This is a genomic window from Vreelandella sedimenti (assembly GCF_013416325.1).
Taxonomy (GTDB): Bacteria; Pseudomonadota; Gammaproteobacteria; order Pseudomonadales; family Halomonadaceae; genus Vreelandella; species Vreelandella sedimenti.
The window spans coordinates 55028-72721 of sequence record NZ_JACCGK010000021.1 but is presented as its reverse complement, the minus strand read 5'-3'; the positions used below and the strand labels follow the sequence as shown (position 1 = coordinate 72721).

General features: G+C 57.3%; 14 protein-coding genes. 7 read left to right on the top strand and 7 right to left on the bottom strand.

Going from position 1 to position 17694, the window contains the following annotated elements; genetic code table 11:
* The first annotated feature begins 78 nt into the window (after positions 1-78).
* From ptsP to pgi, 4 genes are all read left to right on the top strand, one after another.
* A complete protein-coding gene (gene ptsP, locus HZU72_RS20460; protein ID WP_180095442.1) occupies positions 79-2949 on the top strand; it encodes a phosphoenolpyruvate--protein phosphotransferase in 2871 nt (956 codons plus the stop codon).
* On the top strand, positions 2949-3920 hold the full coding sequence (gene pfkB, locus HZU72_RS20455) for a 1-phosphofructokinase (RefSeq protein WP_180095439.1): 972 nt from the start codon (positions 2949-2951) through the stop codon (positions 3918-3920). Before ptsP ends, pfkB begins: the two co-directional genes overlap by 1 nt.
* The gene (locus tag HZU72_RS20450) at positions 3917-5656 is read left to right on the top strand and encodes a PTS fructose-like transporter subunit IIB (protein WP_180095436.1); all 1740 of its coding nucleotides are present in this window, start codon (positions 3917-3919) and stop codon (positions 5654-5656) included. Before pfkB ends, HZU72_RS20450 begins: the two co-directional genes overlap by 4 nt.
* Positions 5657-5842: 186 nt before the next feature.
* The gene (gene pgi, locus HZU72_RS20445; protein ID WP_180095433.1) at positions 5843-7513 is read left to right on the top strand and encodes a glucose-6-phosphate isomerase; all 1671 of its coding nucleotides are present in this window, start codon (positions 5843-5845) and stop codon (positions 7511-7513) included.
* A 133-nt stretch (positions 7514-7646) separates the two neighbouring features.
* On the opposite strand, the gene HZU72_RS20440 is transcribed toward pgi, so the two are convergent.
* Positions 7647-8186, bottom strand: coding sequence for a DinB family protein (locus HZU72_RS20440; protein ID WP_180095430.1), 540 nt, complete (start codon positions 8184-8186; stop codon positions 7647-7649).
* Positions 8187-8246: 60 nt separating this feature from the next.
* Complete coding sequence (locus HZU72_RS20435) at positions 8247-8978, bottom strand: SDR family oxidoreductase (RefSeq protein WP_180095427.1); 732 nt, start codon at positions 8976-8978, stop codon at positions 8247-8249.
* A gap of 169 nt (positions 8979-9147) precedes the next feature.
* Here HZU72_RS20435 and HZU72_RS20430 point away from each other — a divergent pair, with 169 nt between their 5' ends.
* Together HZU72_RS20430 and HZU72_RS20425 are read left to right on the top strand one after the other, a co-directional pair.
* Entirely contained in the window at positions 9148-10221 is a 1074-nt protein-coding gene (locus HZU72_RS20430; RefSeq protein ID WP_180095424.1) for a PA0069 family radical SAM protein, read from the top strand.
* A gap of 41 nt (positions 10222-10262) precedes the next feature.
* Complete coding sequence (locus HZU72_RS20425; RefSeq protein WP_180095421.1) at positions 10263-10562, top strand: winged helix-turn-helix domain-containing protein; 300 nt, start codon at positions 10263-10265, stop codon at positions 10560-10562.
* Here HZU72_RS20425 and HZU72_RS20420 read toward each other — a convergent pair.
* Genes HZU72_RS20420 through coxB form a run of 4 tightly spaced genes read right to left on the bottom strand, consistent with a single transcriptional unit; the run spans position 10559 to position 16698 of the window.
* Positions 10559-12709 (bottom strand): heavy metal translocating P-type ATPase, encoded by a 2151-nt coding sequence (locus tag HZU72_RS20420; protein ID WP_180095478.1) that lies wholly within the window; start codon positions 12707-12709, stop codon positions 10559-10561. The two genes, HZU72_RS20425 and HZU72_RS20420, sit on opposite strands and share 4 nt — an antisense overlap.
* A gap of 47 nt (positions 12710-12756) precedes the next feature.
* Positions 12757-13113, bottom strand: coding sequence for a hypothetical protein (locus tag HZU72_RS20415; protein WP_180095418.1), 357 nt, complete (start codon positions 13111-13113; stop codon positions 12757-12759).
* 4 nt (positions 13114-13117) lie between these two features.
* Positions 13118-15658: a cytochrome c oxidase subunit I gene (gene ctaD, locus HZU72_RS20410; RefSeq protein WP_180095415.1), complete on the bottom strand. Its 2541-nt coding sequence runs from the start codon at positions 15656-15658 to the stop codon at positions 13118-13120.
* Positions 15655-16698 (bottom strand): cytochrome c oxidase subunit II, encoded by a 1044-nt coding sequence (gene coxB, locus HZU72_RS20405; RefSeq protein WP_180095412.1) that lies wholly within the window; start codon positions 16696-16698, stop codon positions 15655-15657. The genes ctaD and coxB overlap by 4 nt, the downstream gene beginning before the upstream one ends.
* Before the next feature lie 36 nt (positions 16699-16734).
* Between coxB and HZU72_RS20400 the strand changes: the two genes are divergently transcribed.
* Positions 16735-17196 carry a DUF2231 domain-containing protein gene (locus tag HZU72_RS20400; RefSeq protein WP_180095409.1) on the top strand — a complete coding sequence of 154 codons (462 nt, stop codon included), beginning with the start codon at positions 16735-16737 and terminating at the stop codon, positions 17194-17196.
* A gap of 25 nt (positions 17197-17221) precedes the next feature.
* On the opposite strand, the gene HZU72_RS20395 is transcribed toward HZU72_RS20400, so the two are convergent.
* Positions 17222-17647, bottom strand: a complete 426-nt coding sequence (locus tag HZU72_RS20395; protein WP_071693584.1) for a CopD family protein — start codon at positions 17645-17647, stop codon at positions 17222-17224.
* Positions 17648-17694: the final 47 nt, after the last annotated feature.

The window sequence follows — 17694 nt, the reverse complement described above, 5'->3', positions numbered from 1 at the left end:
CGATCACTTTATGTACACGACGCTGCGTCCACGCTGCCCCATTAAAATGCCGACAGTGCGCGTTTACAGGAGAATACTATGTTGACACTCGGCCCCAATGACATCTTGCTAGACCGCCACGCCGAAAGCTGGCAAACCGCGCTGGACAGTGCCGCTGAGGCACTGGTTGACGCCGGATTGGTTGAGGCCGAGTACCGCGACGGCCTACACGCCCGCGAGGCACAATCATCAACGTTTCTAGGCAACGCCATTGCGATACCCCACGGTACGCCGGAAAGCCGTCAGTATGTGAAGCAGACGGGTATACGCGTGTTGCAGTTCCCACAAGGGATCGAGTGGCACGACGGCCAGCAGGTGCACGTACTGGTAACGATCGCCGCCCAGAACGATGAGCACCTGGATATTCTGCGCCAGCTCACTCACGTGCTGGATCGCGAAGGCGTTTCCGAGCAACTGGCAAATGCCACCTCCGCGGCAGATGTAGCGCGGCTGCTTTCCAAACCAGCATTAGAACCGCGCCTGGATGCCGACACTCTATGCGTCAACTTTCCTGCTCGCGACCCACAAGAACTCGCCCTGGCTGCAGCCGCCCGCTTACGCCAAAGCAGCTGTGTCGATAACAGTTTTATTACCGCCATAGCCGCGGCACAGCCGACCTGGTTAGGTAAAGGGCTTTGGCTGGCTAGCAGCGCCCAGGGCGTTAACCAGCCCGCACTGGGGGTGGCCACACCGGCTGAACAAAGCCTGGAAAGTGCTGGCCATCCGGTGCATGCATTGTTCTGTCTGGCCGCCCACGGCGATGCCCACCGCCCGCTGTTAGAGCAACTGATGGCGGTGTTAGAAAACAGCGAAAGCCAAAGCCTAGTGAGCAAAACCAGCGCGCAGCTGTTAGCCACCCTGGCGGGCGAAACCGCAAATACCCAAACCCGCCGGGTACGGGTACTCAACCCCCATGGCCTGCACGCCCGCCCCGCCAAACAGCTGGTACAGATAGCGCGCGTCCAGGCCATGCCGATTCAGGCACGTTTGGAAGAAGGCAGCGCCACCCCGGTTTCCGCCGCCAGCCTGACCAAAGTGATTGGCCTGGGCGCACGCCGCGGCCAATGGCTGGTGCTTTCAGCCGAGGGTGGGCAGGCAAGCGCAGCACTAGAGGCCGTCGCCGAGGCTGTTGAATCAGGCCTGGGAGAGAAAGTCACACCCTTTGACGGCGGCTTTGATAGCGCGCCGGAAGCGAGCACCGCTACACCGGCCGTTGAACCTCTCGCTGCCGATACGCCCCACGCCGGTGTGGCCGCCTCGCCGGGCTTGGCCATTGCGCCAGTGTTTGTCATCCGCCCGATGCAGTTCGAGTACGCCGAGCACGCCAGCGACGCTGAACACGAAATCAGCCGTTTAAATAGCGCGCTGAAAGAGGGCGCCGCCCAGCTGCACACATTGGTGCATAACGCCCCCGGAGGCGAAGTCGCCGATATTCTTTCGATGCACGAAGAAATGCTCGACGACCCGGAGCTCCATCACGCGGCGACGGATGCCATCCGTGAAGGACGCTCGGCGGAAGCGGGCTGGTGGGAAGCGATTGAAACCGCGGCCCACGCACAGGAGATGCTCGCTGACCGCCTGCTGGCCGAACGCGCTGCCGACCTGCGCGACGTGGGTCGTCGGGTGTTGGGCGTACTCTGCGATGTGACGCTCCCCGAACCGCCGGATCACCCTTATATTCTGGTGATGGACGATATTGGCCCTTCCGATGTGGCCCGGCTGGATACTTCCCGTGTCCGCGGCCTGCTCACCGTACGCGGCGGCGCCACGGCACACAGCGCTATTCTGGCCCGTGCACTGGGTATTCCTGCCGTGGTGGGCGCCGGTCAAGCGGTGATGGCACTCAACAACGCCAGCATGATGATTCTGGATGGCGAACGTGGCCGAGTGACGTTTCAGCCTTCCGAAGAGCGCCTACAGCGTGCCGAACAGCAGTTACTAGACCTCCAACAGCGCGAAGCCGATGCCTGGGAAAGCCGCTTCGAAGTCGCCCAAACTCGCGATGGGCACCGTGTGGAAGTCGCCGCCAACCTGGGCAACACTGCCCACGCCGCTGATGCGGTAGAGCGCGGCGCTGAGGCCGTTGGCCTGCTGCGTACTGAATTCCTGTTCATGGCCCACGCCAGCGCACCAGACTTAGCCACTCAGATTAGCGAGTACCGTCAGGCAATTGACGCCCTGGATGGCCGCCCGCTGGTAGCCCGCACATTAGATGTCGGCGGTGATAAGCCACTGCCCTACTGGCCGGTACCCCAAGAAGACAACCCCTTCCTGGGCCTACGCGGTATTCGCTTAGCGCTGACACAACCCGAAGTGCTCGAGACCCAATTGCGTGCGTTATTGATGGCAGGCAAGGATAGTCCTCTGCGGATTATGCTGCCGATGGTCAAAGATATCGCTGAGTTCCGCGCTGTAAAAGCCATCTACGATCGCCTACTCAAAGAGATCCCTACTTCCCAGCGCGCCACCGATGTGCAGCTTGGCGTGATGATTGAAATACCCTCTAGCGCGCTGCTGGCGCCCAGTCTTGCCGCCGAAGTCGATTTCTTCTCGGTAGGCACCAACGACTTGACTCAGTACACCCTGGCTATCGACCGCGGCCACCCGGAACTCTCTGCTCAAGCCGATGGCTTACACCCTGCTGTGCTGCGTTTGATTCAAATGACCGTGGCGGCTGCCCATACCCAAGGAAAATGGGTCGGCGTGTGCGGCGAATTAGCCTCAGACGCCGTGGCCATTCCCGTATTGGTAGGCCTTGGCGTGGACGAGCTCTCCGTCAGCGCGCGGCAGATCCCGCTGGTCAAAGCCCGCCTGCGCGAGTTTGACTTCGCCGATGCCCAAGCCAGCGCTGAGTTAGCGCTTTCCCAAGCCACCAGCGATGAAGTGCGCGATGCACTGGAGGCCCGCTAATGGCCCGCGTGCTATGCATTACCCTGAATCCGGCGCTGGATTTGGCGTTTAACCTTGAGTCGTTGGTGCTGGGTAGCGTGAACCGCCCCACTAGCGCCCAGTTAGAAGCAGCGGGCAAAGGCGTTAACGTTGCCCGCGTATTGGCGGGTCTTGGCCACGACGTCACCGTCAGCGGTTTTTTAGGTGCCGATAACGACGCTCCCTTTGAGCTAGCATTTACCAATTACTCCCTGACTGACGCCTTTGTGCGCGTGCCGGGAGAAACCCGTATCAATGCCAAAATTGCTGAACAGAGCGGCCGCGTTACCGATATTAACGGCCCCGGCATGCCCATTGACGCCGCACATCTGCAGACGCTGATCGACAAACTGAATACCGAGCTTTCCAGCGCGACGCCACCCCAGGCGGTCGTCGTGGCGGGCAGCCTGCCCCCTGGGCTGTCACCGGACGATTTCAGCGCGCTGTTAAACCACTTAAACGCCAGCAGCGTACCGCTCTGGGTAGATACCAGTGGCCCGGCACTCAATGCGGCCATAGCGACTCACCCCGCCGGTGTTAAGCCTAATGAAAACGAACTGGCAGAGTGGGCGGGCGAAGATATGACCTCTTCCGATGTGCGCTTGAATGCGGCTAAACGGCTGCATAAAAGCGGCATCGCCAATGCGCTGATTTCAGCGGGTGCTGAAGGGGTGCTGTGGGTGAACGCTCAAGGTGCCTGGCACGCCACACCCCCTAAGGTTACCGCGACGAATACCGTTTGCGCCGGCGATACCTTCGTCGCGGGCATGCTCCACGGCCTGCTTAACCAGCAAGAGGCTGAACAGACGCTGCGCTTTGCCACCGCGCTCTCGGCCGAGGCCGTGCGCCACGTTGGTGTGGGCAATCCCCATGCTGCCGATTTCGATTCACTCCAACAACACACCCGGATACGGCGTCTTGATGACACCATCACCGAGGGAGCCACGCTATGAATATTATTCTGATTACCGCCTGCCCCAGCGGCATGGCGACCACCTTCCTCGCGGCTAAGCGCCTGGAACAAGCCGCCCAGCGTCAAGGCTGGTCGGCGCACGTGGAAATGCACGGTGAAGTCGCGCCGCTCCAGGCCGCCACTGCCGAGCAGATCGCCAATGCCGATTTGATCGTGGTCGCCGCCGATCACGTGCCTGCCCCAGAGCGCTTCGAAGGCAAGCGGCTATTCCAAGCGCCGATTGCCAGCGCACTCCCCGACCCCAGCGCATTTCTGGCCCAGGCTAAGCGTGAAGCACCGATTTATAGCGCACCTGCGGCCTCTACTACTAGCGCATCTACCGCTGCAAACAGCGCGGATGGCAAGAAAATCGTTGCTGTCACTGCCTGCCCCACCGGCGTGGCGCATACCTTTATGGCCGCCGAAGCACTCGCAGAGGCGGGCAAAGCCATGGGCCATGCCATTCGCGTGGAAACCCAAGGCTCGGTTGGCGCACAAGATAAATTGACTGAAGAAGAGATCGCCGACGCCGATGTGGTCGTACTGGCCTGCGATATCGACGTTGACCCGACGCGGTTTGCTGGTAAGCGCATCTACCGTACCTCTACCGGCAACGCGCTGAAAAAGCCACGCCCCACGCTTGAAGCCGCGCTCAGCGAGGCCTCCATAGAGAGCGGCAGCAGCAATGCGGGCACAGCAAATAAGAGCGTCAAAGAGAAAGGCGTTTATAAGCACCTGCTCACCGGCGTTTCCTTTATGTTGCCGATGGTCGTAGCGGGCGGCCTGCTAATTGCGCTCTCCTTTGTGTTTGGTATTGAGGCCTTTGAGCAGGAAGGCACCCTGGCCGCCGCACTGATGCAGATTGGGGGTGGCACCGCCTTCGCGCTGATGATTCCAGTGCTGGCAGGTTATATTGCCTACTCCATCGCCGACCGCCCCGGCATCGCACCGGGTATGATTGGTGGCATGCTGGCGGCCAATATCGGCTCCGGCTTTATCGGCGGTATTTTGGCGGGCTTCCTGGCGGGTTACGTGGCGCTGGCGGTTACGCGCTACGTCAAACTGCCCTCCAGCGTTGAATCCCTGAAGCCGATTCTGATCATTCCGCTAGTCGCCAGTTTGGTCACCGGCCTGACCATGATTTACGTGATTGGCGAACCGGTCGCGGCGCTGCTTAATGCGCTGACCAGTTTCCTGGAGTCCATGGGCTCCACTAACGCGGTGCTGCTGGGTATCCTGCTCGGCGCGATGATGTGTTTCGATCTGGGTGGCCCGGTTAACAAGGCTGCTTACACCTTTGGCGTGGGCCTGCTAGCCTCTGAAACATACGGCCCCATGGCGGCGATTATGGCGGCGGGAATGGTACCTGCCATTGGTATGGGCATTGCCAGCTTTGTAGCGCGCAACAAGTTCTCGGCACCGGAGCGCGAAGCAGGGAAAGCCTCTTTCGTACTGGGCCTTTGTTTTATCAGTGAAGGCGCGATCCCCTTTGCGGCGAAAGACCCGCTACGCGTTATCCCCGCCTGTATCGTTGGGGGTGCACTCACAGGCGCCCTATCGATGCTGGTAGGCGCAAAGCTTATGGCTCCCCACGGCGGCATCTTTGTACTGCTGATTCCCAACGCCATTACCCCGGCCCTGCTCTATCTTGGCGCTATTGTGGCTGGCTCGTTGGTGACGGGTTTAAGCTATGCGTTTATCAAACGTGATGCGGCCCAGGTAGCACTCGCCACCTAACCGCTGTTACCAAAAAATGAGGGCAGGCGAACATGCCTGCCCTTTTAAATACGTCGCTTTACGCATTTAATACCTTTTCACGCCACTTATACCCTCTACTCTTTGTCATTTTTTATGTAGTATTTTTACATAACGCCACTTTTTGTATTTGATTACCACGCTCACTTATAACAAACGGATCGCCCTATGTTTCAGCTAACTCGCAGCGTTACCTGGCAGGCGCTTGACCGCCTGCGCGACAAAACCGCTAACGACCGCATTCGCGACTACTTCACCAATGACCCGCAGCGCTTTGAGAAAATGAGCTTACGGGTGGGCGGTCTGTTTCTTGACTACTCCAAGCACCACGTCTCCGATGAAGTGCTTACCAAGCTGATTGAGCTAGCCGACCACTCCGCACTGGTACAGCGACGGGCACAGATGTTCTCCGGCGATATTATCAACGTTACTGAAAACCGCCCGGTACTGCATACGGCTCTGCGTCACTTAGGCGATGAACCAGTCTATGTGGACGGCGAAGACGTCATGCCGGAGATCACCCGCACCCGCGAGCAGATCAAGCTGTTCTCGGAAGCGGTGCGCAGTGGTGAATGGAAAGGCTACAGCGGCAAACGCATTAAAGACGTGGTCAATATCGGTATTGGCGGCTCGGATCTTGGTCCCAATATGGCGGTTCGCGCGCTGCTCAAATATCGCCACCCCGAGCTGCACTTCCACTTCGTCTCCAACGTGGACGGCACCCATATTCAGAAGGTTCTCTCGCGCCTTGATCCGGCCACTACGCTGTTTATCGTCTCTACCAAGACCTTCTCTACCCAGGAGACCCTGCTAAACGCCAAAACCGCGCGGCGCTGGTTCCTGGAAAACGCTGGTGAAGACGCCGACGTGGGCGCGCACTTTATTGCCGCCTCCACCAACCGCAAAGCGGCCATGGAGTTCGGCATTCGCGAAGAGAACGTGTTCGAATTCTGGGCTTGGGTGGGCGGCCGTTACTCCATGTGGTCGTCCATCGGGCTGCCGATTGCGCTTTCGATCGGTTTCGAAGGCTTTATCGAGCTGCTGGAAGGCGCACATGAGATGGATAACCATTTCATCAACGCGCCGTTCTCGCAAAACATGCCAGTGCTGATGGCGCTGATTGGTATTTGGTACATCAACTTTATTGGCGCTGAGACCCAAGCCATCGTGCCCTACGACCAAGCGCTGAACCAACTGCCATCCTTCCTGCAACAGCTGGATATGGAGTCTAACGGTAAGTCGGTGGATATTTTCGGCCACCCGGTGAACTACAAAACCGGCCCCATTGTGTGGGGGCAAACCGGCTCCAACGGCCAACACGCCTTCTTCCAGCTACTGCACCAGGGCACCCGCTACGTGCCGATTGATTTTATTGCCTCGCTCAAGCCCGAGCCCGGCGTGGAAGACCATCACTTCGCCCTACTAACCAATATGCTCGCCCAAGCCAACGCCTTTATGGAAGGTAGCCAAGGGGATAGCAAAGAGCTAAGCCAACACGACCCCTACAGCTGCCCCGGCAACCGCCCTTCCAGCACCCTACTGCTGGATGAGCTAACGCCAAAAAACCTGGGTGCGCTGATTGCGCTCTATGAGCACAAGGTGTTCGTACAGGGGGTAATCTGGAACATCAACTCGTTTGACCAGTGGGGCGTACAGCTCGGCAAGCGCATTGCCGGCGAAATCAGCGAACGCATCGACACCAACGCCGCTGACTTCGACACCTCCACGCAAGGGTTGCTGGAGTTGGTACGGGCGCACTTTCCTACTACCGACAGTAGTGAAAAGGAAACCGCCCCGACCGTCAATCTCGATAAAAAGCCTGTGAGGAAGAAGCGCTAGGCTAGTTCGGTAAACGAGTAAAAAACAAACGCCTTGGCTTGAAAAAGCCAAGGCGTTTCGCAACCCTGGAACCTTCGGTTTGTAATAAATGATTAATTCCAGTAACTCGGTTCCCGTTGTCTAAGCTTTCCCCTTAAGACTCATCCGGAATTAGATCCAACAAATCGGTGACACCAATATCCACACCGGCTTGGGAGAATAAAGTAGATGCCTGCCCGCGGTGGTGGGTTTGGTGATTGAAGAAGTGAACGATCAGGCTTGAGTATCGCCGTTTTGAGGCCACTCCTTTTATGTTGTGATAACTCAGCGTGGTACTCAAATCGTCGTCTGTCAGCGCCGCTACCCAGTTAATAATCACGGTATCGAGCCATTGGCGATGCGCTTTCAATCCCTTCAAGTCATCAAAGAGAATCTGATCAAGGCGATCTGGCGTAGGTAGTGCCACCATTACCTCAAGCGTCCTTGCGGAAGAAGAGGCGTGTGTTGCAAAACGTTTGAGCCAAATCGTGTCGGCTACCGCGATGTGGTTCAGTGTGCCAAAAATCGAGCCGAAGAACGCGCCACGCTCTTCAGTCAGTTCAAAGGCGCTCAGTTTACCGGCGGCATTATAGAGTCTAGCGTTCATCCACTGGTTATAAGTGGCTAACTGTTCGAAGTGTTGTTGAAGTGTCATGAGTTAAGACCTAAAAGCAGCATCCATTTAGAACGCTTGAAATACGGGCGAAGAACAGCATTACCGCCCGCCTGCTACATCAATGAATGACCCCGTTACATAAGAGGCTTCGTCCGAGAGCAACCAAGCGATGGTATTAGCCACTTCTTCAGCGCTACCGCCACGCTGCATAGGAATCTGGGGGGCTAAACGATCAACCCGCCCTGGTTCTCCACCATCGGCATGCATATCAGTGTAGATAAAACCGGGACGAACGGCGTTAACACGAATTCCCGAGCCAGCAACTTCGCGAGACAACCCCTTGGTAAGGGTGTCCATGGCACCTTTCGATGCAGCGTAGTCAACATATTCAAAGGGCGAGCCTGTTTGCGAGGCAAGCGATGAGACATTGACGATTGCACTACCTGCTGGGAAGCGCCTGACGGCTTCTCTAGAGCACAGAAAACAGCTGACCACATTGCTATTAAGCACTTGGTTGAAGCGCTCAAGGTCGATATCGACCAGCTTGGATTGAGTAAACAGAATGCCTGCATTGTTAACCAAATGCGTCACCTTGCCAAAGCGCTCTTCTGCTGCATCAAACAGGTGGATAACGTCAGCTTCACTGCTAACATCCGCTTGACAGGCAAACGCTCGACCACCCGCTCGAATAATGCAATCAGCCACATCATCTGCCCGCTCCCTATTAGCAAGATAGTTCACGCACACTGCATAGCCTTTTGCGCCCAGCAATTTTGCGGTGGCCGCTCCGATACCTCGGCTTCCCCCTGTCACGATGACCACTTTCGACATAACGTTTCCTCGCTGGCTCTTTAGCCACAAACCCACCTTGCACATTAAACCCACGATAGTTCTTTGGGTAGCGCCCTTTTAGCTACTGCAAGTTAATTAATTGACTGGCTATTGATTTATTGCCACCCCAAGAGTACTGTATATAAAACCATATCAAAAGAGGTGAACCATGACATCTCTTGGAACCCCAAGCTCCTATAAGGGTCGCGGGGCAACGTACGATCCGCACAATCGTTTTGCACCTACCCGCAGCGAGGAGGAAGATGACGGCTGGTGGCGGGAAGAGGCCTCTACGACTATCGCCACCGAAGTGCGTGAGGAGGTGAGCAAAAGTGCTTTGTCGTGGAATCGCTCTCCAGATTTACCTTTTGATCGCTCGCTGAACCCTTATCGCGGCTGTGAGCACGGCTGCGTTTACTGCTATGCCCGCCCCTCTCACGCCTACTGGGACTTATCGCCAGGGCTGGATTTTGAAACCAAGCTGATTGCCCGCAGCGGATTGGTAGAGCGGTTATCCGAAGAGCTGTGCCACCCTAATTACGTGTGCCGCCCGATCAACCTTTCCGGCAACACCGACTGCTACCAGCCGCTTGAGGCCACTTATCAAACTACTCGTCGCTTATTGGAGCTGCTGCTGGAGTGTCGCCATCCGGTAACGCTGGTGACTAAAAGCACCTTAGTGCTGCGCGATTTAGAACTCCTGGCGGAAATGGCCGAACACCGGCTGGTGCGCGTGTTTGTCAGTTTGACCAGCCTGGATGCCAACTTGAAACGCACATTAGAACCACGGGCGGCATCGCCTCAGGCGCGCTTGCGGGCCATTCGTGAACTGAATACCGCAGGTGTTCCGGTTGGTGCGCTCATTTCGCCGGTTATTCCGGGGCTAACCGATCATGAAATCGAAAAGCTCTTGGAAGCCGCCAGCCGTGCAGGGGCGAGAACCGCCGCCTGGATGCTGCTACGTTTACCCTATGAAGTGGCACCGCTGTTTGAAGCGTGGTTAGAAGCGCACTACCCTGAGCGCGCCGCAAAAGTGATGAGCCTAATGCGTCAGTGCCGTGGAGGTAAGGCGTACGATGCCAAGTTTGGTAAGCGCTTTCGCGGTGAAGGGGTGTTTGCTGATTTAATTGCGCAACGCTTTGCCCGCGCCAGCCGCCAGTGGAACATGCAGGATCGCACCGAGCAGGGCTTGAACACCCGGGATTTTCGCCCGCCACGAGCGCAGCAGGATTTATTCATTTAAGCTAGGCATCACGTGCATAAATTAGCTGCAAAGGAAGCCGAATGCCTGCTCTAAGCAAAACCAAATCGAGTTTTTACCGCCGTTTATACGTCGCCCATTTGATCGAACAAGGCGCTGCCAGCGTACCTGCACTCATCGAGGCCACCGGCATGCCACGGCGCACCGCCCAGGATACGATTGCATCTCTTGCCGAGTTGGATATTGAGTGTGTATTCAAGAAAGATGACGGCGAGCGCCACAACATAGGCCGCTACCAGATACGTGATTGGGGGGCGATAGATCCACGTTGGGTGGCCACACACGCCGAGCGGATTAAGCAGGCGCTTGGCTATGTTAGTTAGTTAGTGTCATTTTCATCCGGCTCCGCCCAGGCCAGCCGTGCAGCGTTGAGGGTAACCGTCAGCGAGCTTGCCGCCATGGCGAGTACCGCTACTAGCGGGGGGATCGCCATCAGCACCACCAACCCGAGTGCCAGGGTGTTGTAGAGCGCCGAAAAGAACAGGTTCTGAACCATGATGCGCCGCGAGTGTTTAGCAATGCTGAGCAGTTTGACTACCCCACCAATACCTGGCGCCATTAGCTGTGCGGAAGCGCCTTCGCGGGCAGCTTCGCTGGCACTTAGCGGAGCGATGCCAACATCTGCCGCGGCCAGGCTCAGGGTATCGTTTAAGCCATCCCCCACGTAAAGCGTTGGCGATGGCAACCCCTGCAAAAGCCGCGCTTTGGCTTCAGGCGAGCGCTGGGCATAGCAAGCTTCTCTTCCAAGCCCCAACCGTTCACCTAACCAACTAACCGCCCCCTGCCGATCGCCGCTGATCATTGCCACCACATACCCTGCATCTAGCAGGTGTTCCACGCTTTTTTCAGCATCCTCCACTGGTTGATCAGTAAGATAGAGCGTGGCTAGCCAGCCTGCATCATCAGCTACCATCACTTGAGAAGCAAAGGCCAGCGTTGTGTCTTCCTCGTGGTCTGGCAGCACTATCTGGTGGCGAGAAAGCCAACCAGCGCTGCCTACCATCAGCCATTCACCGTTACTCAAGCGCACATGGCGCCCTTCCCCAGGCGCTTCGTTTACGTCCACGCATTGCTCAGGATGTTGATCATGTTGGCTGCCCGACCAGCGCGCTAACGCTTGTGCCAAGGGGTGTTCGCTGCCAGCAACAGCGGCACTGAGCTTGCGCTGCAAAGTGTGCTTATCAATGCCTTCCCTGGCCTGCCAGTGCAGCACCGAATGGCTGCCAGTGGTTAAGGTACCGGTTTTATCCAACGCTACCGAGCGAATGCGTGCCAAGGTTTCGAGCGCTGCCGGGTCGCGTAGCGCAACACCTTGCTGCATGGCCTGACCGCTACCCGCCAGGCTTGCCAGTGGCACCGCAAGCCCCACGGCACAGGGGCAAGCAACCACTAACACAGACAGTGCACGCACCAATGCATCCTCCCACCCCAATCCAAGTAGCAGCGCAGCGGGCAACGTTAGCATCGCTAGCACTAGCGCTAGCGGGCTTAGCCATGCGGCAAAACGGTCAGCGAGTTTCTGCAATTCGCCTTTTTTGGCTTGATAGCGGCGCATTTCGTCACACAGCCGATCCAGTCGCCGTTTGCCTACGCCTGCACTCACCTGCATCACCAGCGGCGTTGTACCCAGGTAGCGGCAGCCCGCATAGACCTTCTGTCCGGCATAAAAGTGGCGCGGCAGGCTTTCGCCGGTAAGCGAGGCAGTATCGAACCAACCCGAGGCTTCCAGGATCCCATCAAGGGCTATCAACTTACCGGGCGCTAGCTCGACACGCGTTCCCTTCGTCACTTCATCCACAGGAATCGATCCACAGTGCTCGTTCTGCCAAACCGTTATATCATCCGTTGGAAGCGCCAGGGCATCAAGCGCTTTTAGCCCACGGTGACGGCATAACGTTTCTACCAGCCGGCCAACCAGTAGAAGCACAATCAGCATCACTGCGGTGTCGAAATAAACCTCATTTGAGCCACTCCATAGTAGCCAAATCGAAACCAGCACCGCGGCGATAACGCCCAGGCTAACAAGCACATCCATGCCAGGGCGCTTGGCGAGCAGCGTTCGCCACCCAGCCCGGTAAAACGGTGCACCTGCGAACAGCACGACAGGTAAGGCAAATGCCCCCGATGCCCACGCCACCACCCATTCAACCCGCTCCGAAGGCAATGCACCCGCATATATCAAGAGTGAAGCGAGCATCGTCCACATGCCGAACAGCGAACCGACCATTAGCCTCAGCGTCAGATAGCGGCTCTCCTCTTCTAAACGCCCATGGGCATCTGCCACCGGCTCAAGTTCTGTAAGCCGATAGCCCAGGCGTTTAATCGTTGGGGCAAGCGTTGAGAGCTGAATAGCGGTAGGCATACCACTGATGCAGAGGGTCGCGCTTGGGTAGTGGACGCTAACCTCGCGCACGCCTTCAAGCCGCTTTATAGAGCCCTCCACGGCCATGGCACAGCTGGTGCACCACATACCGTGGAGGGTATAGAGCTGCTCTTCCTCTTTGTTAAGCACATCGCTTACAGGCAAGGCGGAATGCCAATAATCGGCATTGCAGCAAACACAACGCCTAAGGTAGAGAAAAGATACAGACCGGCGGAAACAGTGGCATTAAAGCGCAGCCGCCCTTCATGGCGCTTGGCCATACGGCAACAGCCCACTGTTAGCACCGCCAGTAACGCAATCGCCGCGATACTAACCACCAGCAGCATCGCGTTCACCAGGGTGAATACGCCCTGCTCGGGAGCAGGCGGCGCAACTGAGCAGGCTATTGCATGCCCGCCGTAAACGGCTACGAACCAGATACACCATAGCGTTAAGCCAATGACGAAATGTAAGGGATGGGTAAGATGTAACCGCTGCATCGTGATGGACATTAACTTAGCTCCCAATCACACGCGGCAACACGGCAAGCGCGCCCACGAGTATCCAGAACGTCACCAGGTTATAGCGCCACCACAGGGCAACCACGGCAGGCTCGAAAGGCGCATGGGCACCCACATAGCCATAACCCACCCGCAGGCCCTGAAGAAGCGTAAGCACGGCGCCTAAACCACCGTGTAGCAGTGCATAGGCCAGCCCAACCATAATGATCGCATCATGGGAGGTTTCGGTCACCGCCAAGTCTGCAGTCAACAGCACCCAAAGCGTTATCACAACCTGTACAAAGCCTAGAGCACTGATGCAATACATGCCCACAGCCAGCCCTGCATCCTTACCCTGGCGCAAACCGCGCACCAGTTTTTCGAGAATTCCCAGGCCAGCAGTTAGCGCACTCGCGGCAATGATAAGCCCCACCAAGGAGAGCGGTGAGGTGTCGGGCATCCGCCACTCGGGGGACACCGTCCATAGATAGAACCAGCCAAATAGGTAAGAGAGGAAGAACGAACCATTGGCGAGCAGCGTGATCGACATCGCCCATAGGCCGGGGCCATCCATGGTGCGCGAGTGCAGCGGGGGGTCGCCGGGGGCTACTTCTGCATCCGGTGCTGCTTTTGGATGTGCACCATTCTCCCAAGACCAGCGCAGTAGAAATAGGCCAGCCACGACAACAGCGATACCAGCCAGCGGATATAGCCGCGTCAGCAGGCTTAAACACACCACGGCCAGAGCTATTGCGGCGAACAGCGGCCACCAGGAGTTACCCGGCAGATGAACGATTTCCCGCACTTTGCCCGATAATGGGTCGGTGCCCCACATCTCCCGCCGGCCATGGGTAGCCACCGCCAGGCTATGTTGCCCTTCTGCCATGGTGCGGGGTAGATCAGGGTCATCCCATAATGGGTGGCGCGTCTCGATCTTTGGCAGGCTGACAAAGTTGTAGGCGCTGGGCGGCATACTATTGGCCCATTCCAGGGTATCCGCGTTCCAGGGATTATGCTTAGCGGGTTTGCCAAAACGGAAGTGCAGCGCAAAATCCAGCAGCACCATGGCAATCCCCGCCGACATAATAAAGCTACTCATGGATGACAGCAGGTTGAAAATATCCCAGCCCATGCCCGTTTCATAAGAGTAAACCCGCCGCGGCATTCCCAAAAGGCCAGTCCAGTGCATGATCAAGAAGGTGCCATTAAAGCCCAAAAAGGTCAGCCAAAAGCCCCATTTTCCCAGGGTTTCAGAAGGCATTCGCCCTGAAAACAGCGGCAACCAGTAGTAGAGTCCGGCAATCAGCGGGAAGAACATGCCCCCCACCAACACATAGTGCATATGCGCCACCACAAAGTGGGTATCGTGCACCTGCCAGTTAAAGGGCACCAGCGCCAGCATTACGCCAGTCAAACCGCCACACACGAAGATAATCAGGAAGCCCATGATCCATAGCATTGGTAGCTTCATCTTGGGCTTACCCAGCCATAGCGTGGCCAGCCAGACAAACACCTGAATCGCGGTTGGTACCGCAACCAGCATACTGGCGGCGGAGAAGAACGCTTGAGCCAGTTGCGGAATACCCACGGTAAACATGTGGTGAACCCAGAGCCCGAAACTGATAAAGCCTGTCACGGTAATGGCGAAGACCACCCAGCCGTAACCAACGATCGGACGGCCAGCAAACACCGGGATCAGCGTGGAGACAATGCCCGCCGCGGGCAGGAAAATGATGTAAACCTCGGGATGGCCGAACAGCCAAAAGAGGTGCTGCCATAGAATCGGATCACCGCCACCGGTCACTTCAAAAAAGGGCATCCCCACTGCGCGCTCAAGCTCCAGCAGAATACTGCCTAGAATCAGTGGCGGAAAACCGACCACGATCATCAGCGCCATGGCGAGGATATACCAGGCAAACAGCGGCATTTTGTGCAGCGCCATGCCCTGGGTGCGGGTACGCAGTATCGAAACCACCAATTCGACCCCGGCAGACAGCGCGGAGATCTCAACGAAGGTGATCCCTAACAGCCAGAAATCTGAGCCCAAACCCGGTGAATACTCGCTGCCACTGAGCGGGGTATACATAAACCAGCCGCTATTAGGCGCCATCTCTAACACCAAACTAAACGACAGGATGATGCCGCCAAACAGATAGCACCAGTAACCCAGGGATGTTAGCCGTGGGCAAACCAGATCCCGGGCACCGATCATCTTGGGGATCATATAAATCGCCAGCCCTTCCAGCATGGGTATGGCGAACAGAAACATCATCACCGTGCCATGCATTGTGGTGACTTGGCTATAGATATCCGGCGACATAAAGTCTTGATCGGGGAGCGCCAACTGGGTGCGCACCAGCATGGCTAACAGCCCGCCGAGCAAGAAAAACGCCATCCCGGTTACCATAAAACGTAAGCCGAGAGTGGTGTGATTCACAATGGTGAGGGCTTTTAAGCCACGCGGATTGCCCCATATCTCGTGCAAGTCACTGTGCAACTGGCCGGGGCCTGCGATGTTATCGCCTTCTGGGGTAGCTTCTCGGTTAATAGTGGTCATGGGGTTAGCGTCTCCAGCCAAGCACCCAGGCTCTCCAAGGTGGCCGTCTCAATATCACCGTGGGGCGGCATTTTGTTGCCCGGCTTTAAGCGTTGGTGATGCTGTAGCCAGTGGGTGACTGCGCCCTCTTCCATGGCCATTATCCCCGCCCCGAGGCTAGTCCGGCTGCCAAGATCAGAAAGATCCGGCCCCTCTTCCTCAGAGGAGAGTCCCGCTACCCGGTGGCAGCTAGCACAATGGGTCATAAATGCCTCCCTGGCAGGCTCATGCTGCTGATCGTTTGCAGCTAGCGACGATAATGCTTCCGTTTGACGGGCGGCCAGCCAAGCGTCGTACTCGTCACGCCCGACGGCTTCCACATAGAGTTGCATTTGGGCATGTTGGGCGCCACAGAACTCGGCGCACTGAGCACCAAATACCGCCGGTTCGTCTGCCTCTAAGCGTATTTTATTCACTCGTCCAGGGATCATATCGATCTTTCCGCCCAGTCGAGGCACCCAGAAGGCGTGAATAACGTCCGCACCAGTAACGTGAAAATCGACTGGCTCCCCTGCAGGCATGATGAGCTGATTAGAAGTCACCACCTCACCCCCTTCTGCGCCGGGATAGCGCACTTCCCACCACCACTGGTGGCCGATTACTTCAATCACCTCCGGCGGTTCTGCCAGGGGCAACGGTAAAAGCCGCTGGCCGGTGGGCACACCAAAGGCCAGTAGAGCGGTAATGCTGGCCACCGGCAGCATAATGCCACCACCAATAATCCAGCGACGCGCTATTTTTCGCTCCTCAGCAGGCGTACGTACGACCTCACTGCGCTTGAAGGTATACAGCCAAAAAGCAGTCACCAGCACCAATACCACAGTGCCAAAACCCAGCATTACCCACCAAATCATCGCCACGTCTCGCGCAGCTTGGCCTGCCGGGTCTAGAATAGACTTATCCCCCGCACAACCGGCTAATAGCAGGCCGAAAAACAGCGCAAGCGGTGTGCCAAGTGAGTTGACCCGCTGCTTGGTTAAGCGTTGAATAATCAACCTCATCCCTTGAATTCCTTTTTCTGCCCACAGGAAGTGACCATGGCAAAGCCTCGCCAGCGCTCGATTAAAAGCCGCGCATCCCTCGCCGGACATCCGCTTCATCCCGTGATGATTCACTTTCCCGTCGCGGCCCTGATGGCGCTGGTGGCAAGCGATATCGGTTTCATGCTGAGCGGCGATCCATTCTGGTTGCGCGCCAGCTTGTGGCTGGCCGGTGTCGGCGCATTTGGCGGTTGGATTGCCAGCACGGCAGGTATTATTGATCTGGTCACTGTGCCGCGTATTCGCCGCCTGATTACCGGCTGGAGCCACGCTATCGTCGCGGTGGTGATGCTCTCGTTGGCGTCGCTGAACTGGCTGCTGCGTTTCAACGACCCGAGTGCGATTTTGCCTTGGGGGCTGGCCGTATCGCTGCTCACCGCCGCGTTGATCGCTTTGGCTGGCTGGCTGGGGGGGCAGTTGGTGTATGAGCACGCCGTGGGGGTCGATGTTGAGGATTAAAACTAAGTTGTTTAAAGACACGGCGTTAGCTCCAGTCCAGTGGCTTAGCTAACACAAGCCCCAGCACACCTATAATGCCCGCCAACGCAACGCATAGCGCCGTCCAGTTGGCGGGTTTTACCCAGCGGTAGTGGCCCATCTCAAGGCGCAAGATTAACCAGCCAAAGCAGCCGTGGGCGGCGACCATGGCCACTACGGCACCCAGCTTTAAGATCAGCCAGCCGCCCAGCACACCATGGATGAGAAATAGCAGCGTGCCCGAGGCAATAGCCACTAAAGCGGCCGGGGTAGCAACTGAGTTATAAAAAAACCGCGGCATGGGCGGGGTGCCCTGAGCGAAGCCCGCGTCTTTGCGAAGCTGCAGCGCCTGGCTAAGCAAGGCGGGCAGATAAAGCAGTGAGCCGCACCAGATCACTAGCGCGGCAATGTGAAGCAGTTTAAGCCAAGGCATCAGGGCTTCCTTGCGTTGCGTAAGGCGGGTCAGATCACCCCCTAACC